Below are 26,381 nucleotides of genomic sequence, written 5' to 3'. Positions count from 1 at the left end.
GTTGCCGTTCGGAGACATTCGAGGGGCAGGATGTCGGCCGTGCATCCGCTCCCGCCGAAACACCTCCTGCTGCAGGCCTGCCGCGGCCTGCCCCCCGACAACCATCCGGTACTGCGCTGCGCCGGATTACTCGCGGACCTGCACGAGCGGCGGCTCACCTCCGCCGATGGCACCAACCGCATCGACCATGACCGGGCCCGGCTGGTGCACGACATCGACTGCTGGGTGGCGGCGGAGATGCCCAAGGCCGCCCGCGACGCGCACCTGCACACCGAGACCGTCGGCACCGTGGTGGACCGGCTGGCCCAGTTCTCCGCGCTGGCCTACCTGTCCCTCGCCATGTCGCCCGACGCCGCCACGCTCGACGCCGCCCAGCGGCTCACCGAATTGGCCATCGCCTACGAGGATCTCGCGGGCGAACTCGCGGCGGGCCGCCGCCGGCTGCCGAACCTCACCGGCACCCACGACTACGAATCCTGACCGCCGCGAGAGATGACCGCGGCCGGCGGTGCCCGGCGAGGGGGCGGGGCACCACCGGCCACAAGGTGGACCATGCGCAATCCACCGTCGAGCCGGCGGATGGCACGGGGCGTGCAGGGAATTCCGCGTGGGAGATGCGGTGGCAGTTCCTGCGACGACCCGTCACCTGACAACCGTCCGCCGAAGCTCGACCACCGAATCGTGCGATACGAATCTCGGAGCGACCCAGGTTTCAGCTGTGAATCCCCTGTGAGAGGACCGGCTCTCGGGATTCTCGGGGGAAAGCCCCTATTTCGCCCCGGGTAGCAGGGCCCGAATGGTGTCGATGGTGTCGGCCTGGCGGGGTTCCTTGTCGGGGCGATACCGAACGACCCGGGCGAAGCGGAGGGCGACTCCGCCGGAATAGCGGGGGCTGGTCTGCACTCCGTCCAACGCGATCTCGACCACCAGTTCCGGATGGAGATAGACGGTATTCGCGTCGCGATCGCGTTCATGGCGGGGGAATTCACTGGTCTGCCATTGCAGCAGGGCATCGGTGAGGCCCTTGAACGTCTTGCCGACCATGATCGGCGGCCCGCCCTGCGGATCCCGCGCGCCCAGATGGAGATTCGACAGATAGCCGGTGCGGCGGCCGTAGCCCCATTCCGCGCCCAGCACGATCAGGTCGAGGGTGTGGGTGGGTTTGATCTTCTGCCAGGCCCGCCCGCGACGGCCCGCCGCATACGGCGCGTCCAGGGATTTGATCATGATGCCTTCGTGCCCCGCGGCGAGCGCACCGTCGAAATACTCGGCGGCGCGTTCGGGATCGGGGGCGATGAGCGCCGGGATGCCGAGACCCCCGGCCACCTCGGTGAGCGCCCGGCGGCGATCCCGCAACGGCGCGTCGAGCAGATCCTCCCCGTTCAGATGCAGGCAGTCGAAGAAATACGGGTGCAGCAGCAGTTCCTGGGCGACGGTCGCGCCGAAGCGGCTCATCGTCTCCTGGAACGGCCGCGGCCGCCCGGAATCGTTGAGCGCCAGGGTTTCTCCATCGAGCACGACACTGGTGCAATCCAATTTCCGCACCAGTTCCACCAATTCGGGAACGCTCGCGGTGATCTCGCGCAGGGTGCGGGTGAACACCCACACCTGGTCGCCGTCGCGGTGCACCTGGATGCGCGCGCCGTCCATCTTGTGCTCGACACTGACCTGCCCGTCGAATTCGGCCACCGCCTCCTCGAGGCTGGCGCCGGGCGAGGCCAGCATGGGCTGGATGGCCCGCCCCACCTGGAGCCGGAACGCCTCCAGGGCCGCCGCCCCGCCGGTGCGGGCCGCGACCGCGGTCACCGGCAGCTGCCCGGACAGCATGTGCGCCCGCCGCACCGCGGCGATCGGCACGCCGAAGGCGACGGCCACGGCTTCGGCGACGATGGCGGTCAGCGCCCCCTGCCGCATCTCCCCGGTGAGCAGGCGGATCAGGAAGTCGTGCTCGTCCCGCACGGCGGCCCCGAACAGGGTGGCCAGCAGCTCCTGCCGCCGGGCGGCCGACCCGGAGCCGCTCACCCCGGAAAGCTGCTCGAAGAAGTTGTCCACAGTTTCCACGGCCAGGGTGGGGACGGTCGCGGACTCCACCTCGAGCCCGGTCAGCGTTCGCCATCCGGTGCCGATCCGGCCCTGGGTCAGCTCGCCGGACAGCCATGCCACGACCTGCGCCAACTCCCCCACCTCGGCCCGTTTCAGCAGCTCGGCGAAGATATTGATCTTGTTCTTGCGGGACGATGTCGCCCGCACGGCGGCTGATGCTTCGACCACTTCGGACAAGAGCATTTCCCGACGGTATCCCGGGCGACCGACATCGGTGTGATGCATTGCTCAACGGGTCTGCTAATCCTGCGATTGGCAGGGATGTGAATTCGCCAATAAACTGGGCGCATGGCCAAGACTTACGTCGGAGCGCGGCTGCGGCAGCTGCGCACCGAGCGCGGTTTGAGTCAGGTCTCGCTGGCCAAGAAGCTCGAGATCTCGGCTAGCTATCTCAATCAGATCGAACACGACGTGCGCCCGCTCACCGTACCGGTATTGCTGCGCATCAGCGAAGTCTTCGGCGTCGACGCCGGCTTCTTCTCCTCCCAGGACGACACCCGGCTCATCGCCGAACTCCAGGAGGTCGTGATGGATCAGGAACTCGGGGTGGAGGCCGACGCGCAGGAGATCGCCGAAATGGTGTCCGCGCATCCGGGTTTGGCGCGCGCCATGGTGAACATGCACCGCCGCTATCGGAACACCACCGCCCAGCTGGCCGCGGCCACCGAGGACCGGTTCGCCGACGGCAGCGGTTCGGCCGCCATCTCGAAACCGCACGAGGAAGTCCGCGACTACTTCTATCAGCGCCAGAACTACATTCACGAATTGGACACCGCCGCCGAGGAACTCACGCATCGCATGCGTTTCCACGGCGGCGACCTGAAACGGGAGATCCCGCGCCGCCTCTCCGACGCCCACGGTGTCCAAATCGTCGAACGCATCGACCTCGGCGACGGCGTCCTGCATCGCTTCGACCCGATCGCCCGCCGCCTCGAGATCGCCCCCCACCTCTCCGGCGGCCAGCGCGTCTTCAAACTCGCCGCCGAACTCGCCTATCTGGAATGCGGCGACCTCATCGAAAAGCTGGTGGCCGAGGGCAATTTCTCCAGCCAGGAGTCGATCGTGCTGGCGAAATTGGGCCTGGCCAACTATTTCGCGGCCGCGACCGTCCTGCCGTACACCCATTTCCACGAGGTGGCCGAGGACTTCCGCTACGACATCGAGCGCCTGTCGGCCTTCTTCACGCAGAGCTACGAGACCATCTGCCACCGCCTGTCCACCCTGCAGCGCCCCAAACTCCGCGGCGTCCCGTTCTCCTTCGTCCGCGTGGACCGCGCCGGCAATATGTCGAAACGCCAGTCCGCGACCGGTTTCCACTTCTCCTCCAGCGGCGGCACCTGCCCCCTGTGGAATGTCTACGAGACCTTCGCCTACCCCGCGAAGATCATGACCCAGATCGCCCAGATGCCCGACGGCCGCAAATACCTGTGGGTGGCCCGCACCGTGGAACGCCGCGCCACCCGCTACGGCGAACCCGGCAAAACCTTCGCTATCGGCCTTGGCTGCGAACTCCGCCACGCCGGCCGCACCGTCTACGCCGACGGCCTGGACCTCAACGAGCCCAAGGCAACTCCGATCGGCGCCGGCTGCCGGGTATGCGAGCGCTCCAACTGCCCCCAACGCGCCTTCCCACCCCTCGGCAAATCCCTGGACATCAGCGAACACCGAAGTTCCATCTCCCCGTACATCATTCAGTGACGGATTCGATGACCTATCCGGGCGGGCAACGCCCGCGGAATTCCGTACGAACATGATGACGTGAATATCAAGCAGGTTATCGCGACGGCCGGTCTCACCATTGCCGCGCTGGCGATTACGGGGGGCACATCCTACGGCGCGCCGACCTTCGATCCGGCCACGGCGCATTCCGTCCAGCATGCCGCGCAGGACGCGAACGACGTGGGCTTCTCCATTGTTCGCTCGGATGCGGACAAGACCGTCACCACCACCCTGACCGGGGGCACGTTCCAGCTCACCGACACCGCGGTGAACATCCTCGACGGAAACGGCATCGTCACTTCCACGATGCCGCTCTCGGTGACCATCGACGGCACCGATCAGGTGCTCTCGCTGAACCCCAGCATCGCTGATGACGGCGCCGCACTGGTCGCACACCCGACCGCCACCGCCGTCGCGGAGGGCACCGCCCAAACCGGCAGCGCCAACGCGGCGACCGGCGCGCTCATCGGGGGCATCTTCGGTCTCGTGGTCACCGTCATCAGCCTCGGTTTCGGGTTCATGGCGATACCCGCCGGGATCCTGCTCGGCGCGATGATCGGCGGGATCAGCGGCTCCGGGACGCCGAGCACCACCAGGCCGTGCTTCTTGGTCAACCAGAACACCGGCCTGGTGTACTGCTCCTGACCGCTGCGAGCCGTAAACCTCACCTCACCATCGCTTTCGAGCCGGTGCCAGCTTCCGCTGGTACCGGCTTTCGCCTGTTTCATACCTGTTGACCTGCAACGATGCCGCCGTCGCACGATCGCGAAGCTACTGCGGTGAGCGGAAATTCATCAGCGGGCAACACAGGAAATCCGACATTCATCGAGAGTCATTCCGGCGCAACAACTCCCGTTTACCTTTCGTTCCACGAATACAGCCGCTGTATACGTAAGCGAACCGAAGGATGCGCCGATGCACGACTCTTCCCGCCGGGACAGGGCTTCCCGCCTGATGAAGGCGATCACCATTCCGACCGCGCTGGCGCTGTCCGCCGTCATGGTCGCCGGCTGTGGATCGCGTGACAGCGACACCGCGTCCGGATCCAATGCCAAGTCCTGCGTGGACACCTCGAAGGACACCATCAAGATCGGTTCGCTGCATTCGCTGACCGGCACCATGGCGATCAGCGAGGTCACCGTCGCCAATGCCACCAAGCTGGCGGTGGATCAGATCAACGCGGCGGGCGGGGTGCTCGGCAAGAAGGTCGAGGTGGTGCTCGAGGACGGCGCGTCGGACCCGAAGACCTTCGCCGAGAAGGCCGAGAAGCTGGTCAGCTCCGACTGTGTCGCCGCGGTGTTCGGCGGCTGGACCTCCGCGTCCCGCAAGGCCATGAAGCCCAAGTTCGAATCGCTGAACTCCCTGCTGTACTACCCGGTTCAGTACGAGGGCCTCGAGGACTCGAAGAACATCTTCTACACCGGCGCCACCACCAACCAGCAGATCATCCCCGCGCTGGACTACCTGAAGCAGAAGGGCGTCACCTCCCTCTACCTGGTGGGTTCGGACTACGTCTTCCCGCAGACCGCCAACCGGGAGATCAAGGCCTACGCCAAGGCCAACGGCATCGAGATCAAGGGCGAGGACTACGCGCCGCTGGGCTCCACCGATTTCTCCACAATCGTCAACAAGGTGCGCAGCGCCAAGGCGGGCGCGGTGTTCAACACCCTCAACGGCGACTCCAATGTGGCCTTCTTCCGCGAGTACGCGAACGCGGGCCTGAAAGCCGCCGAGATGCCGGTGGTCTCGGTGTCCATCGCCGAGGAGGAGGTCGGCGGCGTCGGCGTGCAGAACGTCGCGGGCCAGCTGACCGCCTGGAACTACTACCAGACCGTCGACACCCCGCAGAACAAGGCGTTCGTCTCCGCGTACAAGGCCGCGTTCGGCGCCAACAAGCCCACCTCCGACCCGATGGAGGCCGCCTACACCTCGGTCTTCCTGTGGAAGAACACCGTCGAGAAGGCGAAGTCGTTCGCGGTGGCCGACATTCAGAAGGCCGCCGACGGTGTCAGCTTCGACGCCCCGGAGGGCACCGTCACCATCGACGGGTCCAACCACCACATCACCAAGACCGCCCGCATCGGCGAGATCCGCCCCGACGGGCTCATCTACACCGTGTGGGACTCGGGCAAGGCCATCGCGCCGGACCCGTACCTGAAGAACTACGACTGGGCCAAGGGCTTGAAGTAGCTCGGCTACCGCCGATGAGGGGCGGCTGGTGCGGTTCGAAACCGCACCAGCCGTACGGCGGCCGATAGAGAAGCTGAAAAAACATGCATTACAACGCCAAAGAGTCCCTGTCCACCGCCCCGATGGTTCGCGGCCCGTCTCGTTCTGGACTGAGCGGAGCGGGGGAGCGAAGCGGAGGAGCGCAGGGAGGGAAGAACGAGACCTCCAGGGCCGCGAACCCGCCCGGAGCGAAGCGGAGGGCACATTGAACACAGCCGTTGTCGGACAGCTGTTCACGGGCCTGAGCCTGGGCTCGATCCTGCTGCTCGCCGCGCTGGGCCTGTCACTGACCTTCGGTCAGATGGGCGTCATCAATATGGCGCACGGCGAATTCATCATGGCCGGTTGTTACACCACTTATGTTGTGGAGCAACTGGTCTCGGCGACCGGCGTGGCGCTGATCGTGTCATTGTTCGCCGGTTTCCTGGTCGGCGGTCTGCTGGGCGCCGCCCTGGAAATGGGGCTCATCCGCTGGATGTACGACCGCCCGCTGGACACCCTGCTGGTCACCTTCGGTGTCGGGCTGGTGTTGCAGCAGGCGGTGCGCGACATCTTCGGCGCCCCAGCCAAGAACGTGGTCGCGCCCGAATGGCTGACCGGCGGCATCGGGATCGCGGGCACCGTGGTGCCCAAGACCCGCATCTTCATCATGGTGCTGGCCGTGGTGGCGGTGATCGCGCTGGCCACCGCGCTCAAGACGACCCCGCTGGGCCGGCGCATCCGGGCGGTGGTGCAGAACCGCAGTCTGGCCGAAACCTCCGGCGTCTCTTCCCGTCTCACCGACATCAGCACCTTCTTCATCGGGTCGGGACTGGCTGCCGTGGCCGGTGTCGCCCTGACCCTGATCGGCTCCACCAGCCCCACCATCGGGCAGTCGTATCTGGTGGACGCGTTCCTGGTGGTCGTGATCGGCGGCCTGGGACAGATCAAGGGCACCGTGATCGCGGCCTTCGGTATGGGGCTGCTGAACTCGTTCATCGAGTACTCGACCACGGCGACGGTCGCGAAGGTGATCGTCTTCATCGTGGTCGTGATCTTCCTGCAGGTCCGCCCGCAGGGTCTGTTCACCGTCCGGACGAGGAGTCTGGCATGACAACCATCCAGCGCCTGAGCGCCCACTCTTCGCTGAAAGCCCTGGGCGGCTTCGCCATCGCCGCCATCGTGCTGTTCGGGCTCGCGCCCGCGCTGCTCAGCGATTTCCGGCTGAGCCTGCTCGCCAAGTTCCTGTGCTTCGCCATCGTCGCGGTCGGCATCGGCCTGGCGTGGGGCCGCGGCGGCATGCTCACCCTCGGCCAGGGCGTGTTCTTCGGGCTCGGCGCGTACATCATGGCCATGCACCTGCAGATGGCCGACGCCGCCAAGGCGCACGAGGACGTACCGGAGTTCATGGTCATCGCCGGCGTGCCCGAACTGCCGTCGTACTGGCGGCCTTTCGAATCCGCGCCGGTGGCGATCCTGGCCATCGCGGTGCTGCCGGCCGCGCTGGCGGCGGTGCTCGGCTTCGGCGTCTTCAAGCGCCGGGTCAAGGGCGCGTACTTCGCGATCCTGAGCCAGGCGCTGGCGGCGGCGCTGGCGATCCTGCTCACCGGGCAGCAGACCATCGGCGGGTTCACCGGTTTGAGCGACTTCCGCTCGTTCTTCGGCTTCCGCCTCGACGATCCGGTGAACCGGCGCATGCTGTTCTTCATCGCGGCGGCCACGCTGCTCGCGGTGGTGGCGGTGGCGCGGCAGCTGATGCACAGCCGGTACGGCGAACTCCTCATCGCCGTGCGTGATCAGGAGGAGCGGGTTCGTTTCCTCGGCTACGACCCGGCCAATATCAAGATCGTCGCCTATGTGGTGGCCGCGTTCTTCGCGGGTATCGCGGGCGCGCTGTTCACCCCGATCGTCGGGATCATCTCCCCCGCCGACATCGGCGTGGTCCCGTCCATCGCGTTCCTGATCGGCGTCGCCATCGGCGGCCGCACCACCCTGCTCGGGCCGGTGCTGGGCGCGATCGGCGTGGCCTGGGCGCAGACGACGTTCTCCGAGAACTTCCCCTCGGCGTGGACCTACTTCCAGGGTGCGCTGTTCATCGTGGTGGTCGGTTTCATTCCGGCCGGGCTGGCCGGATTCGGGCCGATGGCCAAGCGGCTGCTGGAGCGGTGGCGACCTGCCGGGGCCGCCGACACCGCCCCGGCGCCCGCCGAACCCGAACCCGCCGCCGACACCGCGGCCGACACCCAGCCGCATGCCGAGGCCGAGCCCGCCGCCGAGCAGAAGGTGGAAGCCCGATGACCACACCCGCACCGAAGCTCGGCGGCAACGCCGGCATGGACAGCGAATACCTCGAGATCCGCGGCCTCTCGGTCAGTTTCGACGGCTTCAAAGCCGTCTCCGACGTGGACCTCACCGTCCTGCAGGGCGACCTGCGGTTCCTCATCGGACCCAACGGCGCGGGCAAGACCACCCTCATCGACGCCATCACCGGACTGGTCCCCGCGACCGGTTCGGCGCAGAAGACCGGCGCCGAGCTCATCGGCCGCAAGGTGCATCAGATCGCGCGCCTGGGCGTCGGCCGCACCTTCCAGACCGCGAGCGTGTTCGAACAGCTCACCGTGCTGCAGAACCTCGATATCGCGGCGGGCGCGGGACGGTCGGCGCTCACCATGCTGCGACGGCGCAAGTCGGTGCTGCCCGCCATCGAGCAGGCGCTGGAGACGACCGGGCTCACCGCGCTGCGCGACAAGCCCGCCGGCGTGCTCGCGCACGGCCAGAAGCAGTGGCTGGAGATCGGCATGCTGCTGGTGCAGAACGCGTCGGTGCTGCTGCTGGACGAACCGGTGGCGGGCATGAGCGCCGAGGAACGCGAGGAGACCGGAAACCTGTTGCGCCGCATCGGCGGTGAGCGGGTGGTCATCGTGGTCGAGCACGACATGGACTTCATGCGCGCGTTCGCCAGTTCGGTGACCGTGCTCGCGGGCGGCCGGGTGCTCAGCGAGGGCACGGTGGAGCAGGTGCAGGCCGATCCGAAGGTGCAGGAGGTCTACCTCGGCACCGCCGCGGCCGGTGAGCTGCCGCCCGCCGAGGAGCACACCGCCGCCGGCACAGAGCAGGAATCGGACGAGGCGAAGGAGGCCACGAATGCTGGAACTCGTTGACCTACACACCGGCTACGGCCGGACCGAAGTGATTCACGGTGTGTCCCTGACGGTTCCGGACAACGGCGTGGCCGCCATCATGGGTCACAACGGGGCCGGCAAGACCTCGCTGCTGCGCGCGGCGGTCGGACTGCTGCCCGCCAAGTCCGGGAAAATCCGCTTCGGCGGCGAGGACATCACCAAGATGTCGCCGTCGCGGCGGGTCAAGCGCGGCATCGCCTACGTGCCGCAGGGGCAGCAGAGTTTTCCACAGTTGTCCACAATGGAGAACCTGCAGGTGGTGGCCGACGGCCGGGCCAAGGGCAAGGAACTCATCGCCGAAGCCCTGGACCTGTTCCCGGCGCTGCGGGAACTGTTGACCCGTAAAGCCGGACTGCTCTCCGGCGGTCAGCGCCAGCAGCTGGCCATCGCCCGCGCCCTCATCACCGAACCGAAGCTGCTGATCCTGGACGAGCCGACCGAAGGCATCCAGCCGTCGGTGGTCGCCGAGATCGAGCGCACCATAATCGATCTCACCGCCCGCGGCGGCCTGAGCGTGCTCCTGGTGGAACAGCACATCGGTTTCGCCCTGCAAGCCGCGCAGCAGTTCTACGTGCTGCGCTCGGGCCGCGTCACGTCCTCCGGGGAGGGCGGTGCGGGCGCGGAATCCGCGGTGCGCCTGGCCATGGCGATCTGATCGGACAGCGGCGTGAACGCGCGCAGGGGGCGCATTCCGTTGTCGGAGCGGGTCTACCGCGCGCTCCAGCAGGATCTCGCGGCCGGGGTGCTGGTGCCCACCGAGCGGCTCGGCGAGGAACGACTCGCCGAGGCGTACGGCGTCTCCCGCACCCCCGTCCGGGAGGCGCTGGCCCGGCTGCTGTCCGACGGCCTGCTGGAACGTCACCCCGACGGCCTGTACCCGTACCGGCCCCGCGTCGACGACCTGGGCGACCTCTACGAACTCCGAATCGTGCTGGAAGCCAGGGGTATCCAGCGGCTGCAGACCACGGCGTCCGGCTGCCCGGACACCCTGCCCGCCCAACCGGCCGGACCTGATGAACCGGTCGCGACCGACCCCGCCGCCTCGGCATCGCCGGCGGCGTCGCGAACCATCATCGCCGCGCCCCCATCACACGGCCGCGTGCTTCTCGACTCGGCCGCGGTCCGGCGGGAACTCGAATTCTGGAAGGACCTGCGCGACCAGCCGCCCGCACCCGACACCGACCTCATCACCGCCGACGAGCGTTTCCACACCACCGTCCTGCTGGCCGCGGGCAATGCCGCGCTCGCCGAGGCACTCTCGGCGGTCCAGGCCCGCGTGCGCCCCGTGCGCGCCCTGGACATCCCCACCCCGGGCCGCATCGCCGCCATGGCCGAGGACCACATCGCCATCGCCGAACACCTGCTCGCGGACGAGCTCGACGCCGCCCTGCGCGCCCTGCTCGCCCACTTGGCCAGCTCCCGCGCCCACGTCCTGACCAGAGCTCGCCGCGCCGTGGAACTCACCAGACTCGCCCGCGCGGTCCGGGAATGAACCGACCGAGCCGCCACGGACCGGCCGGTGCGCGGACGCGTCGCGACGCACCGGGCACGGCGGCGCGCACCGCCACGGTCTGGCGGGTGGCCCAGACAGGGTGTTGACTGGAGCCATGGTGTCGACGAAGCCACGCATCGCTCCCGGCCGTCTGCGGGAGCTCGGACCGGTCAACTGGGTTGTCTGGCAGGCGCTTTCCCGCGCCGCCGGGACGGACGACGCCCACCTGTTCAGCACGCTGGGCCGCACCGGCGGCCTGTTCCGCGGCTGGCTGCACTTCTCCGGGCGGCTGATGCCCGGCGGCAAGCTGCGGCGTTACGAATCCGAACTGGTCATTCTCCGCGTCGCGCACCTGCGCGAATGCGAATACGAGACCGACCACCACATCCGGCTGGGACGGCGCGCGGGCGTCACCCCCGAGATTCTGGACCGGCTGCGCGAGGGGCCCGCCGCCGCGGGCTGGACCGACAAGGAACGCGCCCTGCTCACCGCCGTCGACCAGCTGGTCACCACCCGCGACCTCGACGACGCCACCTGGCAGGCGCTGGCCGCGCACTACGACGAGCAGCGGCTCATCGAGATCGTGCTGCTCACCAATCAGTACGAGGGCCTGGCCAGCACCATCACCGCGCTGCGCATCGAGACCGACCACTGACCGGAAGCCCTAGCGGCGCAGGCGGAAGACCGGCTGGGTGGCGGCCTCGTACGGGAGGGCGGGTTCGGCGGGGCGGGCGGGCTGGATGCGGGCGTGCAGGTGCATATCGTGCCAGCCGTCGGTGTGCAGACCCGCGCTGCGATTGATGCCCTCGAGGATGAAGCCGGATTTGCCGGCCACCCGGCAGGATTGGGCGTTGTGCACGGAATGACGTAATTCGAGGCGGTGGAATCCGGCCACCTCGAAGGCCCAGCCGACCAGCGCCTCCACCGCCCGCGGCGCGATGCCGCGACCGCGGGCCGCCGGGATCACCCAGTACGCGATCTCCGCCTCGCCGTGCCACAGCTCCATGTGATGCAGTGAGGCGCGGCCCATCAGCCGGCCGCTGCGACTGTCCGCCACGGCCCAATTCGCCGCCGCGCCACTGCTCCACGACCGCGCCCACGAGTCCACCCAGTCCCCGACCTCCTCCACGGTGTCGGCGGTGCGCACGTGCCAGCGGGCGATAGCTGGATCCTGGAATGCCGCGTACACCTCGGGGCCGTCGCGCCGCAGCCACGGCCGCAGGACCAGTCCCTCCCCCACGGGAAGCACCGGCTGCGCTGCCCTGGTGAAGGTTTCGGCGGCAACGATTTCCGGGGCCGATCGGGGCATAGCTGAAATTCTGCCGCCACCCGCCGCTCCGTGCGGCGATATTGAGACCATCGTCCCGGTCGGTCTGTGCCAGGTTCGCGGAAGAGACAGAGGCGCTCAGGGGTTCTCGATCAGTGTTCGGGACGCTCGATCAGGCCCGCCAGCCCGTCGAGGACCCGAGCGAGACCGAATTCGTAGGCATGGTCCGCACTGTAGGCACTGTCGTGCGCCTGCCCGGCCGCCTCGCCGACCCGCGCCGCCAAAGGGTAGCGCTCGGCGTCGAACACCCGGGCCAGCAGCGGAGCCGCGCGCTCCCACCAATCATGGTCGGATTGCCCGCTTTCCGCGGCCGCCCCGGCGGCGTCGATCGCGAGCTGCGCGGTGGCGGTCACGAACCCCAGCACGTACGTGAGCGCCGCGTCCATATCGAGGTCGCCGAGGCCGAGGCCGTCGAAGGCCCTCAGTTCGTGGTCGTACTTCGCCGCCACGCCGGGCCCCAGCGGCGGGCGCGTGGTGGGCAGGTACGCCACCCACGGGTGCGCCGCGAGCATGACGCGGTTCTCGGCGGCGATCGTGGAAACCCGGTCCCGCCAGCCCATTCCGCTCAGGTCGTGGCGCTCCATGCGCTGGTAGACCGTGTCGAGCATGAGATCCAGCAGTTCCGCCTTGCCCGGCACATAGGTGTAGGTGGCCATCGGCGTGATGCCGAGCGCGGCCGCGACCGAGCGCATGGTGAGCGCGGCCAGGCCCTGGGTATCGGCGATCCCGAGCGCGGCCGCGACGACGGCGTCCACGGTGGTGCGCTGTTTGGGCCCGCGCGCCGACCCGCCGGAGCCGGGCTCGCGCCAGAGCAGTTCCAGCGTTCGCACCGGGTCTCCCGCGCTGCTGCGCTCCCCGCCTTTCGCGGCCATTCGCGTCACCTCCGCCGCCGATCGTATCCATGTGACGGTCATCACTTTGCATCCCGCCGGGAATGTCCGTACAAAGTATAGCGTACTTAGTACAGAGTTAACCGGCGCCACCTAGGAGGACCCTTGAACGTCACCGCATCCGCGATCTCCCTGAACGTGCCCGACGAGACCGCCTCCGCGAAGTTCCTCATCGACCACTTCGGCTTCACCGAGAAGATGTCGGCCGACGGTTTCGTCAACCTGACCCGGCCCGACGCCGGCTTCGACGTCATCTACCTGCGCACCGGCCTCGGCAGCTTCAAGCCGGACCGCATCGCGGGCAGCGCCGGCCAGGGTCTGCTGGTGGTCTTCGTGGTGGATGACATCGATGCCGAATACGCTCGCGTGCAGGGCGAGGGCGTGCCGATCGTGACGCCCATCGAGACCGAGCCGTGGGGCGAGCGCTACTTCCAGGCGCTGGATCCCAACGGCATCGTCATCCAGCTGGTGCAGTGGGTCTGATGGTGCGGTGGGTCTGAGCCGGATGTCGATTCCGCCCCACCCCGTTCGAGGAGTAGGCGAGGGTCGAACCACGATCCCCACACGAAGGAGGATTCGACTATGCGACACCTGGTGCTGATTCGCCTGGACCCCGCCCAGGCCCCCGACGGTCCCGGCGACGACCTGATCGCGCGGGTCAACGAGATCATCGAGGAGATGACCAAGGCGGGCGTGCTGCTCGACACCGCGGGCCTGCGCCCGCCCGAGGAGGGCACCCGGATCCGGCAGTCCGGCGGCACGCAGACCGTCATGGACGGTCCGTTCACCGAATCCAAGGAGATCATCGGCGGCTACCTGCTGCTGCAGACGCGCTCCCCCGAGGAGGCCGCCGAATGGGCCTCCCGGTTCCTGCGCGTGCACGGACCCGAATGGGAGATCGAGGTCGAGGTGCGGCAGCTGGAAGGCCAGCACTGACTCCGCGGGAGGAGCGGGCGCGCCGGGCCGTGGAAGCGGCCTGGCGCATCGAATGGCCGCGGCTGGTGGCGGGATTGACCCGCCTGGTCGGGGATATCGCCACCGCCGAGGAACTCGCGCAGGACGCCCACGTGGCGGCACTGGAACAGTGGCCGTCCGCGGGCGTCCCGCCGAATCCCGGCGGCTGGCTCATGCTCACCGCCAAACACCGGGCGGTGGACCGCATCCGGCGCGACGCGAACTTCGCCCGGAAGCTGGAACTGCTGGGCCGGGAGGCGATCACCGCGGAAGCGCCGGTGGGCGAACCGGACCCGGTGATCGCCGACGACCTGCTGCGCATGATCTTCACCGCCTGCCATCCGGTGCTCACGCCCCCGGCGCGGGCGGCGCTCACCCTGCGCATGGTGGGCGGGTTGACGACCACCGAGATCGCGCGCGCCTATCTGGTCCCGGAATCGACGGTGGCGCAACGGATCGTGCGCGCCAAACGCACCATCGCCGCCAAAGGGATCCCCTTCGAGGTACCGGAGGGCGCGGAGCTGACCGCGCGACTGGACTCGGTGCTCGAAGTGATCTACCTGATCTTCAACGAGGGCTACGCGGCCACCTCCGGCGAACGCTGGGTGCGCGCCGAACTGTGCGAGGACGCGCTGCGCCTGGCCCGCATCCTCACCGGACTGCTGCCCGAGGAACCGGAGGCGCACGGCCTGGCGGCCCTGCTGGAATTGCAGGCCTCACGCACCACGGCCCGCAGCGATTCCGGCGGCGGCCCGATCCTGCTGCCCGATCAGGACCGTTCCCGCTGGAACCGCCTGTACATCGAACGCGGACTGGCCGCCCTGGCCCGCGCCCACACCCTGAACCGGACGCGGGAACTCCCGCCCGGCCGCTACGCCCTGCAGGCCGCCATCGCCTCGGTGCACGCGGTGACCCCGGCCGCCGCCGACACCGATTGGCGGCGCATCGCCGGACTGTATGCCGTGCTCGCGCAACGATTTCCGTCACCGGTCGTGGAGTTGAACCGGGCGGTGGCGGTGGCGATGGTGCACGGGCCCGCGGCGGGCCTGGAGTTGATCGACGCGGTCGCGGCGGATCTGGACGGCTATCACCTGCTGCACGCCGTGCGCGGGGATCTCTTGGAACGGCTGGGCCGGACCGCCGAGGCGCGGGCGGCATTCGAGCGGGCGGCCGAACTCACCGCCAATGACAGCGAGCGCGAACTGCTGCGCGGGCGGGCGCGCTGACCAGCGCGTCGGCGCCGATCAGGGAGTTCCCCGCGTGTCGCTCACCCCGTCACCGAAGTTCAAGGGCGTACGGTCGGTTTCTGATTGGAAGACACATGGGGTCTGTTTTTTCGTGAACGACACGGAAGGACCAGGCGTTGCCCGCTTCCCACGAGAACACCGCCCGCCGGCGCCCGATCCGAGTCGCGGTACTCGGACTGCTGGCGGCGGCCATCGCGCCCTTGACGGTCGGCGTCACGCACGCCGACGCTCGCACCGAGATCGCCAACCCCGTCTCCGCCACCGGCGTCCCGGTCGCGCTTCCCCTCGATCCGGCCTCGCTGCTGCAACTGGTCGGCTCGGCCCAGCGCTATTCGAAGCCCGCCCTGCAGACCATGTCCCGCTTCATGGTCCCGTTCGACCAGTGGGATTCGTTCAACCACATCATCACCCGCGAGAGCGACTGGCAGGTGTTCGCCATCAACCCGACCTCGGGCGCGTACGGGCTGCCCCAGGCCCTCCCCGCGCACAAGATGTTCAGCGAGGGCCCGGACTGGATGTTCAACCCGCTCACCCAATTGCGCTGGGCCTACCGCTACATGGTCGAACGCTACGGCAGCCCCAACAACGCGTGGGCGTTCTGGCAGGCCCACAACTGGTACTGAGCCTGCCCGTCCGCTCGATCGGTCCAGCCCGAACCCTCGATCAGTTGAGCGCCGCCCGGAACACCTCGGCCACCGGGGTGGTCGGGCGACCCAGCAGCCGCTGCAGGTCGCCGGAGTCGACAGCCAGGATGCCGCCCGCGATCCCGGCGTCGGCATCGGCCAGCACCGCCGCGTATCCGGCGTCCAGGCCCGCACCCTGCAGCGCGGCCGCGTAATCCTGCTGCGGCAGATCCTCGTAACGCACCGGCTTGCCGGAGACCTCCGAGATCACCTGCGCCAGTTCGGCGTACGAGAGGGTCTCGTCGCCGCCGAGCTCGTAGACCTTGCCCTCGTGCCCGTCGGTGGTGAGCACCCGGGCGGCCGCCTCGGCGTAGTCGGCCCGCGCCGCGCCGGATACCTTGCCGTCCCCGGCCGCGCCGAGCAGCACGCCGCTCGCGACGGCGTGGCCCAGACCGCCGGCGTAGTTCTCCCAGTACCAGCCGTTGCGCAGCAGGGTGGTCGGGATGCTCGCCCCGGCCAGCACCGCCTCGGTGCCGATGTGCTCCTGGGCGAGGATCAGCGGATTGCGGTCGGCCTGCGGAATGCTGGTGTAGGCCAGCAGTTTCACGCCCGCGGCCTCGGCGGCGCGCAGCACATTGGTGTGCTGGGCGACGCGCTTGCCGAACTCGTTGCCGGAGACCAGCAGCACGCGGTCGACGCCCTGGAAGGCGCGTTCCAGCGCCGCCGGATCGTCGAAGCTCGCGACCCGCACCTCGACGCCGCGCTCGGCCAGGTCGGCCACCTTGGCGGGATCGCGGACCACGGCGACGACGGGCTGCGACCCGTCCTTCAGCAGCGCCTCGACGACCAGACGACCCAGCTGACCACTGGCTCCGGTGACTGCGACGGTCATGACTACCTCCAGGTTCGATGAAATGAACTGCACGCTCGACATGTACTAACTAATAGTAAGCACATGCTATTCCTGAACCGCTACCCGAATGGCAGGTAACCTGAATCTCATGAACGCCCGGCCTTCCGACCAGTCCTTCACGGACGACCCGACCCTGGAAGCCGACGTCTTCGCCCGCAACTGCGCCTCCCGCCCGGTCCTGCAGGACGTCGCCAGCCGCTGGGGCGTGCTCGCCCTGGCCGCCCTGCGCGAGGGCCCCTACCGCTTCTCGGCGCTGCGCCGCCGGGTCGACGGCATCTCCGAGCGCATGCTTTCCCAGACCCTGCAGACCCTGGAACGCGACGGCATGGTCAATCGCGAAGTCCAGCAGTCCATCCCGCCGGTGGTCGAGTACACCCTCACCGACCTCGGCGCGCGGGTCGCCGACCAGCTCGTCGGCCTCATCGACATCCTCGAGTCCAATCTCGCGACCATCGAAGCGGCGCAGTCCGCCTACCACCGCCCGTAAGGAGCCGAATGTCCGCCGACACCGATCTGCAGTACCTGGAACGCTGCGTGGAGCTGGCCGCCGAGGCCCTCGACGCGGGCGACGAGCCGTTCGGATCACTGCTGGTCGACGCGGACGGCAAGGTCCTGGCCGAGGACCGCAACCGGGTCTCCGGCGGCGACGCCACCCGCCACCCCGAATTCGAGCTGGCCCGCTGGGCCGCCGACCACCTCACCCCCGAGCAGCGCGCCACCGCCACCGTCTACACCTCCGGCGAACACTGCGCCATGTGCTCGGCCGCCCACGCCTGGGTCGGCCTGGGCCCGATCGTCTACGCCGCCTCCACCGCCCAGCTCACCGAGTGGCTCGACGAGTTCGGCGTCCCCGCGGGCCCGATCCGCCCCCTCGCCATCCAGGAGGTGGCCCCGTCCATCCCGGTCTCGGGCCCCTTCCCGGAACTCACCGACCGCGTCTACGCCCTCCACCGCCGCCTGCACCTGGCCGACTGATCGCTACACGAGAACGGCCTGATACCGGCGACTTACGCCGACATCAGGCCGCCTTGCGGGGCAGGCCCCCGGACCTCGGGGGTCCGGGGGCCTGCCCCCGAAAATCTCGAGGGGGTTCGGGGGCGAAGCCCTGAGACCCTTCAGAGTCAGAAGTTGATCATGTGGCCGGCGAGGCCGTGGATCGCTTCCTGAATGGCTTCCGACAGGGTCGGGTGGGTGTGGACGTTGCGGGCGACCTCGTTGACCGTGAGGTCCCACTTCTGGGCCAGGGTCAGTTCCGGCAGCAGCTCGGAGACGTCCGGGCCGATCAGGTGGCCGCCGAGCAGTTCCCCGTACTTGGCGTCGGAGATCAGCTTGACGAAGCCCTGCGCGTCGCCGAGGCCGTGCGCCTTGCCGTTCGCGGTGAACGGGAAGGTGGCGACCTTGACGTCGTAGCCCTCGTCCTTGGCCTGCTGCTCGGTGAGGCCGAAGGAGGCGACCTGCGGCTGGCAGAAGGTGGCGCGCGGCATCATGCGGTAGTCGCCCAGCGCCTGGGTCTCCGCACCCGCGATGGTCTCGGCGGCGACCACGCCCTGCGCCTCGGCGACGTGCGCGAGCTGCAGCTTGGCGGTGACGTCACCGATGGCGTAGATGCCGGGGACGTTGGTGCGCATGTAGTCGTCGATGGCGATGGCGCCACGGTCGGTGAGCGCGACGCCGGTGTTCTCCAGGCCGTAGCCCTGCACGCGCGGCGCGAAGCCGACGGCCTGCAGCACCTTGTCGACGGTGACGGTCTCGATGGCGCCGGTCTTGTTGTCCTTGATGGCGACGGTGACCTTGGAGCCGTCGTCTTCCATGGACTGCACGGCCGCACCGGTGGTGATGGTGATGCCGAGCTTCTTGTACGCCTTGGTGATCTCCTTGGAGATGTCGGCGTCCTCGTTCGGCAGGGCGCGGTCCAGGAATTCGACGATGCGCACGTCCACGCCGTAGTTCTTGAGGACGTAGCCGAACTCCATGCCGATGGCGCCCGCACCCACGATGAGGATGGAGCCCGGCAGGTCGCGGGTGAGGATCTGCTCCTCGTAGGTGACCACGTTGGCCGACAGCGAGGTGCCCGGCAGCAGCTTGGTCTCGGTGCCGGCGGCGATGATCACGTTGTCGAACGTGATGTCCTCGGTGCCGCCCTTGGTGAGCGCGACCGAGAGCGACTTCGGGCCGGTGAAGGTGCCCTTGCCGTCGAACTCGTCGATCTTGTTCTTCTTCATCAGGAAGTGGACGCCCTTGACCCGGCCGTCCGCGACCTTGCGGCTGCGGTCGAACGCCGCGCCGAAGTCGAAGGTCGCGTTACCCGAGATACCGAAGGTCTTCGCTTCCTTGGTGAAGATATGAGCCAGCTCCGCGTTGCGCAGCAGTGCCTTGGACGGAATGCAGCCCACGTTCAGGCACACGCCACCCCAGTATTTCTGCTCGACGATCGCTGTTCGCAGGCCGAGTTGAGCGGCACGAATCGCGGCGACGTAACCGCCGGGACCAGCGCCGAGAACGACGACATCGTAGTGGGAAGTCACGGCTTCGAGACTAGACCTGTTGCCGGGTGCTCACTCAGCCATCCCCCGCCCGGGTGAGACCGCGAGCACGTGAGAGCGGTCACTCCCACACCACGGAAACGACCGATCAGTTCGCTATGCAGGTGGAATCAGCCGCGCCACACCTGCCGGGCGACGCGCGCGAAGTTGCCGCCGAAGACGGCCGCCCGGTCCGCCACGGAGAAGCCGCGGTCGGCGAGCGCCGCGTCCAGGCCGCGCACCCCCGCCGTGCCGAGCAGATCTTCCGGTGGCGTCCATTGCAATTGGCCGTAGCGGAGGTACTCCTGGGAGTAGCTCTCCGGATTCTCAGCCAGCTCCCGATTGAAATCGTCGGCGTCGAAGGAGTAGTCCGAGCCCACCCCGACATGCTCGATACCGACCAGTTCCGCCCCGTAGGCGATGTGGTCGGCCATGGCCTCCACCCGCCCGGCCCGGTCGGCGGGCTCGTTGCGGCCCAGGAATATGCCGACCCCATTGACACCGATCACCCCGCCGGTGGCCGCGCACGCCTTGGCCTGCTCGTCGGCGATATTGCGCGGATGTTCCCACAGCGCCGCGAAATTCGAGTGGCTGTAGATCATCGGGACGCTGGTGACCTCCGCGATGTCGAGGCCGGTGCGGCGCGAGCAGTGCGACCCGTCGGCGAACACGCCCACCTCGTTGAGGGTGCGGATCAGGTCGCGTCCGTAGGCGGTGAGCCCGGTGTCCTCGGTGTCGAGGCAGCCGCAGCCGGCGGCATTGGCGTGGTTGTAGGTGGGCAGCAGCGAGCGCAGCCCCAGTTCGTGGAACAGCTCGACATTGTCGAGATCGCCGTCCAGCGGCCCGGCGTCCTCGAGGTCGAAGGCCAGCGCGATGGTGGACTCGGTCTCCGCGGTCGGCGTGCTCGGCCAGGCGTCCTCGATGTCGTGCACCAGCCGGAAACGGCCGTCGGTCAAGGCATCCCGCCGCAGCTGGGTGACCAGTTCCAGCGAGTCGCGGGTGGTCTGCGGCGAATATCCGATGTTCACCGAGAGATACGAGCCCATCGGGTACCGAATCAGCTCGGTGACGTCCGCGGTCGGCAGTAATGGCAGGCAGCAGTGCTGTTCCCACAGCCGGGGCTCATGCGACACCTGGCAATCCTACTGACCGGACGATGCGGTCAGCGCCACCCGCGCCCGACTGTCATTGCCACCGTGCTCGGCAACACGTTCGCGACCGGCGAACGCGCCCCTGGGCAACAATGAGGGCATGACCGGTGTTGGACAGGGTGTGACCGATCCCTACCTGTGGCTCGAAGAAGTCGAGAGCGACCGCGCGCTGGCGTGGGCCGAGGAACGGAACGTGGTGTCGAAGGAGCGTTTCGCCTCGACCGAGCGTTTCGGCGAACTCGAGGCGCGTGTGCTCGCCATGCTCGACACCGACACCCGCATCGCCTATCCGAGCCGGCGCGGCCCGTGGCTCTACAACTACTGGCGCGACCGTGAGCACCCCAAGGGCCTGTGGCGGCGCACCACCTTCGCCGAATACGCCAAGGCCGAGCCGGACTGGGAGATCCTCATCGACCTGGACGCACTGGCCGCGGCCGAGGGCGAGAACTGGGTATGGGGCGGCGCGGCGGTGAAGCGCCCGGAGCAGCGGCGCGCGCTGATCAGCCTGTCGCGCGGCGGCGCGGACGCCAAGGTGATCCGCGAATTCGATATCGAGGCGAAGACTTTCATCGACCCGGCGGACGGCGGCTTCCACCTACCCGAGGCCAAGTCCGACTACGCCTGGATCGACCACGACACCATCTACGTGGGCACGGACTTCGGCCCCGGTTCCCTCACCGACTCCGGCTATCCCCGGGTGGTGAAGCGCTGGCGGCGCGGAACCCCCTTGGCCGAGGCCGAATTCGTGTACGAGGGCCTGTCCACCGACGTGGCCGTCTCGGCGGGCTACGACCGCACCCCCGGCTACGAACGGCACTATCTGAGCCGCGCCACCGACTTCTTCAACGAAGAGGTCTACCTGCTCGAGTCCGACGACACCTTGCGGCTCATCGAGGCCCCCACCGACGCCGACGTCTCCTGGAACAAGGAGTGGCTGCTGGTGCGGCCGAAGACCCCGTGGGAGGTGAACGGCTCGACCTATCCGGCGGGCGCGCTGCTGGCCGCCGACTTCGAGGAATTCCTGTCCGGCGCACGCGATTTCGAGGTGCTCTTCACCCCCGACCCGCACACGGCCCTGCACGGCTACAGCTGGACCGAGAACCACCTGCTACTGGCCACCCTGCACGATGTGCAGACCGAACTGCACGTGCTCACCCCCGGCCCGGACGGCTGGACCCGCGCGCCGCTGGCCGACGCCCCGGCCATGTCCACCACCAGCGTGATGAACCTCGACCGGCTCGAGGGCGGCGACGAATTCATGCTCTCCACCAGCAGTTTCACCAGCCCGGCCACGCTCATGTCGAGTTCGGTGGGCGGCGCGGTGGAGGTGCTGAAGCAGGAGCCCGCGTTCTTCGACGCCGACGGTATGGAAACCGAGCAGTTCTTCGCGCGTTCCGACGACGGCACCGAGATCCCGTATTTCGTGATCCGCCACCGTGATCTGCGGGGCACCCCCGGACCGACCGTCATGTCCGGCTACGGCGGCTTCGAGGTGTCGCGCCGCCCGGCCTACAGCGGCGCGGTCGGCATGGGCTGGCTGGAACGCGGCGGCACCTACGTCATGACCAATATCCGCGGCGGCGGCGAATACGGCCCGGAATGGCACACCTCGGCGCTGAAGGCCAACCGGCACAAGGCCTACGAGGATTTCGCGGCCATCGCCCGCGACCTGGTGGCGCGCGGCATCACCACCCACGACCAGCTGGGCGCGGTGGGCGGCAGCAACGGCGGCCTGCTCATGGGCGTCATGCTGACCCGCTACCCGGAGCTGTTCGGGGCCATCGTCTGCCAGGTGCCGCTGCTGGATATGAAGCGCTACCACCTGCTGCTGGCGGGCGCGTCCTGGATGGCCGAGTACGGCGACCCGGACAAGCCCGAGGAGTGGGAGTACATCGCCAAGTACTCGCCGTACCAGAACACCAGCGCCGAGCAGACCTATCCGCCGATCCTGCTCGCCACCTCCACCCGCGACGATCGCGTGCACCCCGGCCACGCCCGGAAGATGGCCGCGCGCTTGGCATCCGAGGGCCATGAGGTCTGGTACTACGAGAACATCGAGGGCGGTCACGGCGGCGCCGCGGACAACAAGCAGTCCGCGTTCCAGGCCGCATTGGTCTACGAGTTCTTCCTCCAGCAACTGATGGACGGTGAACGGCCGCGTCGCGCTTGAAAGATCCGCCCGTTTCGGAAAGATCGGACTCGGGTGCCGATGTGGGGTTTTCCCACCGAGCGAGGAGTCGACGTGGCCGAACTGGACGAGCTGATCAGTAGCACCGCCGCGGCCACCGGACTCGATCCGGAGGACGTCCGCGCCTTCGCCGCCACCGCCGAGCGGCGCGAATACCCGGCCGGGGCGGTGCTGTTCCACGAATCCACGCCGCGCGAGTGGGCGGGCATCGTGGTGGAGGGCGAGATCCGGATCACCTCCGGCCTCACCGGCCACGTGGTCGAGCTCGCCCTGCTCGGGCCCGGCAGCCTGATCTCGGAGATCGCGCTGGTCGACGACACTCCCCACACCGCCACCGGGCGCAGCGTCACCGGCGCGGTCGTGCTCACCGTGCCCCGGGCGACCCTGCGGGAACTGGCCGTCCTGCACCCGGATCGCTACTACCGCATGGTCTCCCGGGTCGCCCAGCTGGTCGCGCACCGCATGCGCGCGGTCTCCGCGCAGCTGTCGGCCGTCATCGCGGCCCAGCAGCCGCTGGGCGGCATTCGCACCGAACACGATTCGCTCGGCACCCGGGAACTGCCGGCCGACGCGTACTACGGGGTGCAGACCCTGCGCGCGGTCGAGAACTTTCAGATCTCCGGCATCAAGCTGCGCAAGTTCGGGCACCTGGTCAATGCCCTGGCCCACGTGAAAAAGGCTGCGGCCCTGGCCAACGCGGAACTCGGTGCGCTCGCCCAGCCCAAGGCCGACGCCATCGTCGCGGCCTGCGACGAACTGCTCACCGGCCGTCTGCGCGAGAACTTCGTCGTCGACATGGTGCAGGGCGGCGCGGGCACCTCCACCAACATGAACGCCAACGAGGTGATCGCCAACCGCGGCCTGGAGCTCATGGGCCACCGCAAGGGCGAATACCGATACCTGCACCCCAACGACGACGTGAACCGCTCGCAGTCCACCAATGACGTCTACCCCACCTCGGTGAAACTGGGCGTCTACCTGTCCCTGCAGGACGCCTCCGCGGCGCTGGGCGAACTGCAGAACGCGCTGCGCGCCAAGGCCGTCGAATTCGCCGACGTGATCAAGATGGGCCGCACCCAGCTGCAGGACGCGGTCCCGATGACCCTGGGCCAGGAATTCGGCGCGTACGCGGTCATGATCGGCGAGGCTATCAACCATCTGCAGCGCGTCGGCGGTGACCTGCTCGCGGTGAACATGGGCGCGACCGCCATCGGCACCGGCATCACCAGCCCGCCCGGCTACGCGGACCTGGTCACCGTCAAGCTCGCGGAAATAACCGGATTGCCCATCGTGCAGGCCGAGAACCTGGTCGAGGCCACCCAGGACTCCGGCGATTTCGTGGCGGTGTCGGCCACCCTCAAACGCGCCGCGGTGCAGCTGTCCAAGATCTGCAACGACCTGCGGCTGCTGTCCAGCGGTCCGCGCGCGGGCCTGGGCGAGATCAATCTGCCCGCCATGCAACCGGGTTCGTCGATCATGCCGGGCAAGGTCAACCCGGTCATCCCGGAGGTGGTCAGCCAGGTCTGTTTCCAGCTCATCGGCTACGACATGACCGTCACCATGGCCGCCGAGGCCAGCCAGCTGGAACTCAATATGGCCGAGCCGATCATGGCCCACGACCTCATGATGGGCACCATGATGCTGCGCAATGCCGCGGTCACCCTGACCAGCCGCTGCATCACCGGCATCACCGCCAACCGGGAGCACTGCCGGGATCTGGTGGCGCACAGCATCGGACTGGTGACCGCGCTGGTGCCGACGCTGGGCTACGAGCAGTCGGCGGCCATCGCCAAGGAGGCGCTGGAGTCCGGCGGCAGTGTCTATGACCTGGTGCTCGAGCGCGGGGCCATGACCAAGGCCGAACTCGACGACCTGCTCAGCCCCGAGAAGATGACCGCGCCGCGCGCGCGGCGGCTCTGAGCGCCCCCGATCCGCTGACGAATCAGCGGTCCCGCAGCCATTTTTCGACGTAGTCGATGGTGGAGCCGGGATCGCTGATCCAGCCGTTGTGCCCGAGCGGGGCCGGGTTGTGCCAGGTGGTGATGTCGGCCTGCGGCATTTTCGCGAGCAGTTGCCGGGCTGATCCGCGCGGGGTCAGCTCATCGCCGCTCAGGGTGATCGACAGGACCGGCAGTTTCAGCCGCCCGATCCGCTCCTCGTAGTCGATATCGGCCCCGGCGGGTTCGAACCTGCCGGTGCGGGCCAATCGCGCCCAATCGGCGATGAGCGCCTTGGACTGCCGACCGAAGCCGCCCGCCGTGACCATGTCGCCCGGCCAGAACCCGGCCAGATTGGCGGTCAGCGACAGCGCCGCGCTGCCGACCGCGGCCAGCCCCGAGTACCCGCGGAAATGCGGTGTGCCGGACGCGATGAGGATGAGCCCGCCCAGCCGCCCCCGGATCCGGGACGCGTACATGGCGCCCAGCTGGCCGCCCATGCTGTGGCCGAGCAGGTACGGGGTGCTGTCGGGGAAGCGCAGGCGCACGGCCTCGAACATGGCCGGGAAGTCCACCGCCACCAGGTCCTGATAGCCGTAGCGGGACGGTCCGGTCGCGGGTCCGCCGCCGTTGCCGCGGATCTCCAGCAGCGCCACATCGAAACCCCGGGCCGCCAACGGCATTCCGAACAGCGAGTAGTACTCCCCCGGCACGCCGAGGCCGGGGGCGATCACCACGACCGGCCGCGGCGTGTCGGCGGTGATCGGATGCCGGTGCGAGCCCTTCGCCGGGATCAGCCGCACCGGGATCGTGGTTCCGTCGGGCAGCTGGATCGGCACCGTCTCCATGTTCGGCCCGGTCCCCGTGTTCGGTCCGGTCCGGCTGTTCGGCCCAGTCCCCCTGTTCGGCCCGGTCCCGCTGTTCGGCGCAGCCTCCATGATCGGCACGCTACCCGTAAAGTTCGCGCCCGTCCGCGAGGCGGACGGGCGCGAAAGAGCGTCGGAAGGTGGGTTTTCGGGTCAGGCGCTGACCGCGCCCATGATGATGCGGCGCAGCACCTGGATGACGTCGTCGAGCGGCTGGCGCGGATCGGAGCCGCTCCAGGCGTCGACCACGTAGTTCACCGCGCCGATGATGGCGAGCACGCGCATTTCGTAGTCGCCGGGCGGGATCTCGCCGTGCAGGGCCGCGTCCTCGGCGGCGCTGGCCAGCAGTGCGCCCCAGGCGCGGCGCAGCTCCAGGCGGAATTTCTCCACCTTGGGGCCCGCGCCGACGACCTCGACGAGCGCGACTCTGGCCTTGCGCGGATCTCGTCCGATGGACTCGATGTAGGCGCGGACCGCCGCGTCGATGATGTCGATGGCGCTGGCGTCGGAGTGCTCGGCGATGGTGGCCGCCACGGCTTCCCGCGACTCGCGATCGATATGCTCGTAGAGCTCGAGCAACAGCGATTCGCGACCGGTGAACTCCTCGTAGAACTGTCTGGAGGAGAGTCCGGCGTCCTTGCAGATGGCTCCGACGGAACTATTGGCGTATCCATCGCGCGCGAACACCGTGAGCCCGGACTCCAGAAAACGCGCACGACGCTGCCGCTGCCGGTCTTCTACGGGCTGCCCGGCGTACATTCTTCCCGCGTTCGTTTCCTGTGACATTGCGCCAGACAATACCGAAGGGCCCGATCCCCTCGTCATGGATCGGGCCCTTCGTTTGAACCTTCGACTTACCGCGCGTTAGCCGAAAGTTGGCTCAGCAACGTCGGGCCAGGCGACGCACCCGGGACGGTGGGTATAGGCAGGGGAACCGTCCCAAGTTCGGTACGCGGGTCCGGGGGGAGAGACTCGCGGCCCGATGTCGCATTGACCCGAAAGTCACTGATCGTTTGCCGTTCATCACGATACAGAGCAGGCGAACTGGACGGAATACTT

The 26,381-nt window shown here is 68.4% G+C and carries 26 protein-coding genes and 1 pseudogene; 19 read left to right on the top strand and 8 right to left on the bottom strand.

Annotated elements, in window-relative coordinates:
• The first annotated feature begins 39 nt into the window (after positions 1-39).
• The gene (locus ACFRAQ_RS00210; protein ID WP_379091977.1) at positions 40-480 is read left to right on the top strand and encodes a DUF4254 domain-containing protein; all 441 of its coding nucleotides are present in this window, start codon (positions 40-42) and stop codon (positions 478-480) included.
• Between the two features lie 288 nt (positions 481-768).
• Here ACFRAQ_RS00210 and ACFRAQ_RS00205 read toward each other — a convergent pair whose 3' ends face one another.
• On the bottom strand, positions 769-2,286 hold the full coding sequence (locus ACFRAQ_RS00205) for an ATP-dependent DNA ligase (protein ID WP_379091974.1): 1,518 nt from the start codon (positions 2,284-2,286) through the stop codon (positions 769-771).
• Positions 2,287-2,391: 105 nt separating this feature from the next.
• Between ACFRAQ_RS00205 and ramB the strand changes: the two genes are divergently transcribed.
• From ramB to ACFRAQ_RS00160, 9 genes are all read left to right on the top strand, one after another.
• On the top strand, positions 2,392-3,801 hold the full coding sequence (ramB, locus tag ACFRAQ_RS00200) for an acetate metabolism transcriptional regulator RamB (protein WP_379091971.1): 1,410 nt from the start codon (positions 2,392-2,394) through the stop codon (positions 3,799-3,801).
• A gap of 60 nt (positions 3,802-3,861) precedes the next feature.
• Entirely contained in the window at positions 3,862-4,467 is a 606-nt protein-coding gene (locus tag ACFRAQ_RS00195; RefSeq protein ID WP_379091968.1) for a hypothetical protein, read from the top strand.
• A 309-nt stretch (positions 4,468-4,776) separates the two neighbouring features.
• Complete coding sequence (gene urtA / locus ACFRAQ_RS00190) at positions 4,777-6,012, top strand: urea ABC transporter substrate-binding protein (RefSeq protein ID WP_379095680.1); 1,236 nt, start codon at positions 4,777-4,779, stop codon at positions 6,010-6,012.
• 244 nt (positions 6,013-6,256) lie between these two features.
• Positions 6,257-7,144, top strand: coding sequence for an urea ABC transporter permease subunit UrtB (gene urtB, locus ACFRAQ_RS00185; RefSeq protein WP_379091965.1), 888 nt, complete (start codon positions 6,257-6,259; stop codon positions 7,142-7,144).
• Complete coding sequence (urtC, locus tag ACFRAQ_RS00180) at positions 7,141-8,328, top strand: urea ABC transporter permease subunit UrtC (protein ID WP_379091962.1); 1,188 nt, start codon at positions 7,141-7,143, stop codon at positions 8,326-8,328. The genes urtB and urtC overlap by 4 nt, the downstream gene beginning before the upstream one ends.
• Positions 8,325-9,191 (top strand): urea ABC transporter ATP-binding protein UrtD, encoded by an 867-nt coding sequence (gene urtD, locus ACFRAQ_RS00175; protein WP_379091959.1) that lies wholly within the window; start codon positions 8,325-8,327, stop codon positions 9,189-9,191. The genes urtC and urtD overlap by 4 nt, the downstream gene beginning before the upstream one ends.
• Positions 9,175-9,867, top strand: coding sequence for an urea ABC transporter ATP-binding subunit UrtE (urtE, locus tag ACFRAQ_RS00170; protein WP_357281988.1), 693 nt, complete (start codon positions 9,175-9,177; stop codon positions 9,865-9,867). Before urtD ends, urtE begins: the two co-directional genes overlap by 17 nt.
• Before the next feature lie 12 nt (positions 9,868-9,879).
• The gene (locus ACFRAQ_RS00165) at positions 9,880-10,704 is read left to right on the top strand and encodes a GntR family transcriptional regulator (protein WP_379091956.1); all 825 of its coding nucleotides are present in this window, start codon (positions 9,880-9,882) and stop codon (positions 10,702-10,704) included.
• 115 nt (positions 10,705-10,819) lie between these two features.
• Positions 10,820-11,359, top strand: a complete 540-nt coding sequence (locus ACFRAQ_RS00160; protein ID WP_357090805.1) for a carboxymuconolactone decarboxylase family protein — start codon at positions 10,820-10,822, stop codon at positions 11,357-11,359.
• A 9-nt stretch (positions 11,360-11,368) separates the two neighbouring features.
• On the opposite strand, the gene ACFRAQ_RS00155 is transcribed toward ACFRAQ_RS00160, so the two are convergent.
• Both ACFRAQ_RS00155 and ACFRAQ_RS00150 read right to left on the bottom strand, forming a co-directional pair.
• On the bottom strand, positions 11,369-12,013 hold the full coding sequence (locus tag ACFRAQ_RS00155; protein WP_379091953.1) for a GNAT family N-acetyltransferase: 645 nt from the start codon (positions 12,011-12,013) through the stop codon (positions 11,369-11,371).
• A gap of 110 nt (positions 12,014-12,123) precedes the next feature.
• On the bottom strand, positions 12,124-12,903 hold the full coding sequence (locus ACFRAQ_RS00150; protein WP_379091950.1) for a TetR/AcrR family transcriptional regulator C-terminal domain-containing protein: 780 nt from the start codon (positions 12,901-12,903) through the stop codon (positions 12,124-12,126).
• Positions 12,904-13,026: 123 nt separating this feature from the next.
• Here ACFRAQ_RS00150 and ACFRAQ_RS00145 point away from each other — a divergent pair, with 123 nt between their 5' ends.
• The 4 genes from ACFRAQ_RS00145 to ACFRAQ_RS00130 all read left to right on the top strand — a co-directional run bounded on the left by ACFRAQ_RS00145 (position 13,027) and on the right by ACFRAQ_RS00130 (position 15,745).
• Positions 13,027-13,404, top strand: coding sequence for a VOC family protein (locus tag ACFRAQ_RS00145; protein WP_357090800.1), 378 nt, complete (start codon positions 13,027-13,029; stop codon positions 13,402-13,404).
• A 99-nt stretch (positions 13,405-13,503) separates the two neighbouring features.
• Positions 13,504-13,857, top strand: coding sequence for a YciI family protein (locus ACFRAQ_RS00140; protein ID WP_357281998.1), 354 nt, complete (start codon positions 13,504-13,506; stop codon positions 13,855-13,857).
• A 29-nt stretch (positions 13,858-13,886) separates the two neighbouring features.
• Positions 13,887-15,101 carry an RNA polymerase sigma factor gene (locus ACFRAQ_RS00135; RefSeq protein WP_379091946.1) on the top strand — a complete coding sequence of 405 codons (1,215 nt, stop codon included), beginning with the start codon at positions 13,887-13,889 and terminating at the stop codon, positions 15,099-15,101.
• Between the two features lie 137 nt (positions 15,102-15,238).
• Complete coding sequence (locus ACFRAQ_RS00130) at positions 15,239-15,745, top strand: transglycosylase SLT domain-containing protein (protein ID WP_379091943.1); 507 nt, start codon at positions 15,239-15,241, stop codon at positions 15,743-15,745.
• A 40-nt stretch (positions 15,746-15,785) separates the two neighbouring features.
• Here the strand turns inward: ACFRAQ_RS00130 and ACFRAQ_RS00125 are convergent, their stop codons facing one another.
• The gene (locus ACFRAQ_RS00125) at positions 15,786-16,637 is read right to left on the bottom strand and encodes an SDR family oxidoreductase (protein WP_379091940.1); all 852 of its coding nucleotides are present in this window, start codon (positions 16,635-16,637) and stop codon (positions 15,786-15,788) included.
• A 109-nt stretch (positions 16,638-16,746) separates the two neighbouring features.
• Between ACFRAQ_RS00125 and ACFRAQ_RS00120 the strand changes: the two genes are divergently transcribed.
• Both ACFRAQ_RS00120 and ACFRAQ_RS00115 read left to right on the top strand, forming a co-directional pair.
• Positions 16,747-17,145 carry a winged helix-turn-helix transcriptional regulator gene (locus ACFRAQ_RS00120; protein ID WP_379091937.1) on the top strand — a complete coding sequence of 133 codons (399 nt, stop codon included), beginning with the start codon at positions 16,747-16,749 and terminating at the stop codon, positions 17,143-17,145.
• An 8-nt stretch (positions 17,146-17,153) separates the two neighbouring features.
• On the top strand, positions 17,154-17,633 hold the full coding sequence (locus ACFRAQ_RS00115; protein WP_379091934.1) for a nucleoside deaminase: 480 nt from the start codon (positions 17,154-17,156) through the stop codon (positions 17,631-17,633).
• 146 nt (positions 17,634-17,779) lie between these two features.
• On the opposite strand, the gene lpdA is transcribed toward ACFRAQ_RS00115, so the two are convergent.
• Entirely contained in the window at positions 17,780-19,183 is a 1,404-nt protein-coding gene (gene lpdA / locus ACFRAQ_RS00110) for a dihydrolipoyl dehydrogenase (protein WP_379091931.1), read from the bottom strand.
• Between the two features lie 128 nt (positions 19,184-19,311).
• Positions 19,312-20,313, bottom strand: coding sequence for a dipeptidase (locus tag ACFRAQ_RS00105; protein ID WP_379091929.1), 1,002 nt, complete (start codon positions 20,311-20,313; stop codon positions 19,312-19,314).
• A 118-nt stretch (positions 20,314-20,431) separates the two neighbouring features.
• Here ACFRAQ_RS00105 and ACFRAQ_RS00100 point away from each other — a divergent pair, with 118 nt between their 5' ends.
• From ACFRAQ_RS00100 to aspA, 3 genes and pseudogenes are all read left to right on the top strand, one after another.
• Positions 20,432-22,501: a prolyl oligopeptidase family protein gene (locus ACFRAQ_RS00100; RefSeq protein WP_379091927.1), complete on the top strand. Its 2,070-nt coding sequence runs from the start codon at positions 20,432-20,434 to the stop codon at positions 22,499-22,501.
• 39 nt (positions 22,502-22,540) lie between these two features.
• A pseudogene (locus ACFRAQ_RS00095) lies at positions 22,541-22,903 on the top strand (cyclic nucleotide-binding domain-containing protein); the annotation flags it as partial.
• Positions 22,904-22,981: 78 nt separating this feature from the next.
• Positions 22,982-24,439, top strand: a complete 1,458-nt coding sequence (gene aspA, locus ACFRAQ_RS00090) for an aspartate ammonia-lyase (protein ID WP_379095678.1) — start codon at positions 22,982-22,984, stop codon at positions 24,437-24,439.
• A 22-nt stretch (positions 24,440-24,461) separates the two neighbouring features.
• On the opposite strand, the gene ACFRAQ_RS00085 is transcribed toward aspA, so the two are convergent.
• Both ACFRAQ_RS00085 and ACFRAQ_RS00080 read right to left on the bottom strand, forming a co-directional pair.
• Complete coding sequence (locus ACFRAQ_RS00085; RefSeq protein ID WP_379091925.1) at positions 24,462-25,304, bottom strand: alpha/beta fold hydrolase; 843 nt, start codon at positions 25,302-25,304, stop codon at positions 24,462-24,464.
• Between the two features lie 171 nt (positions 25,305-25,475).
• Positions 25,476-26,108, bottom strand: a complete 633-nt coding sequence (locus ACFRAQ_RS00080; RefSeq protein WP_357090781.1) for a TetR/AcrR family transcriptional regulator — start codon at positions 26,106-26,108, stop codon at positions 25,476-25,478.
• Between the last annotated feature and the right edge of the window lie 273 nt (positions 26,109-26,381).

Source organism: Nocardia sp. NPDC056611, assembly GCF_042792755.1.
In the GTDB taxonomy this organism is placed as follows: Bacteria; Actinomycetota; Actinomycetes; order Mycobacteriales; family Mycobacteriaceae; genus Nocardia.
This window is presented reverse-complemented; position numbering and strand designations above follow the sequence as displayed.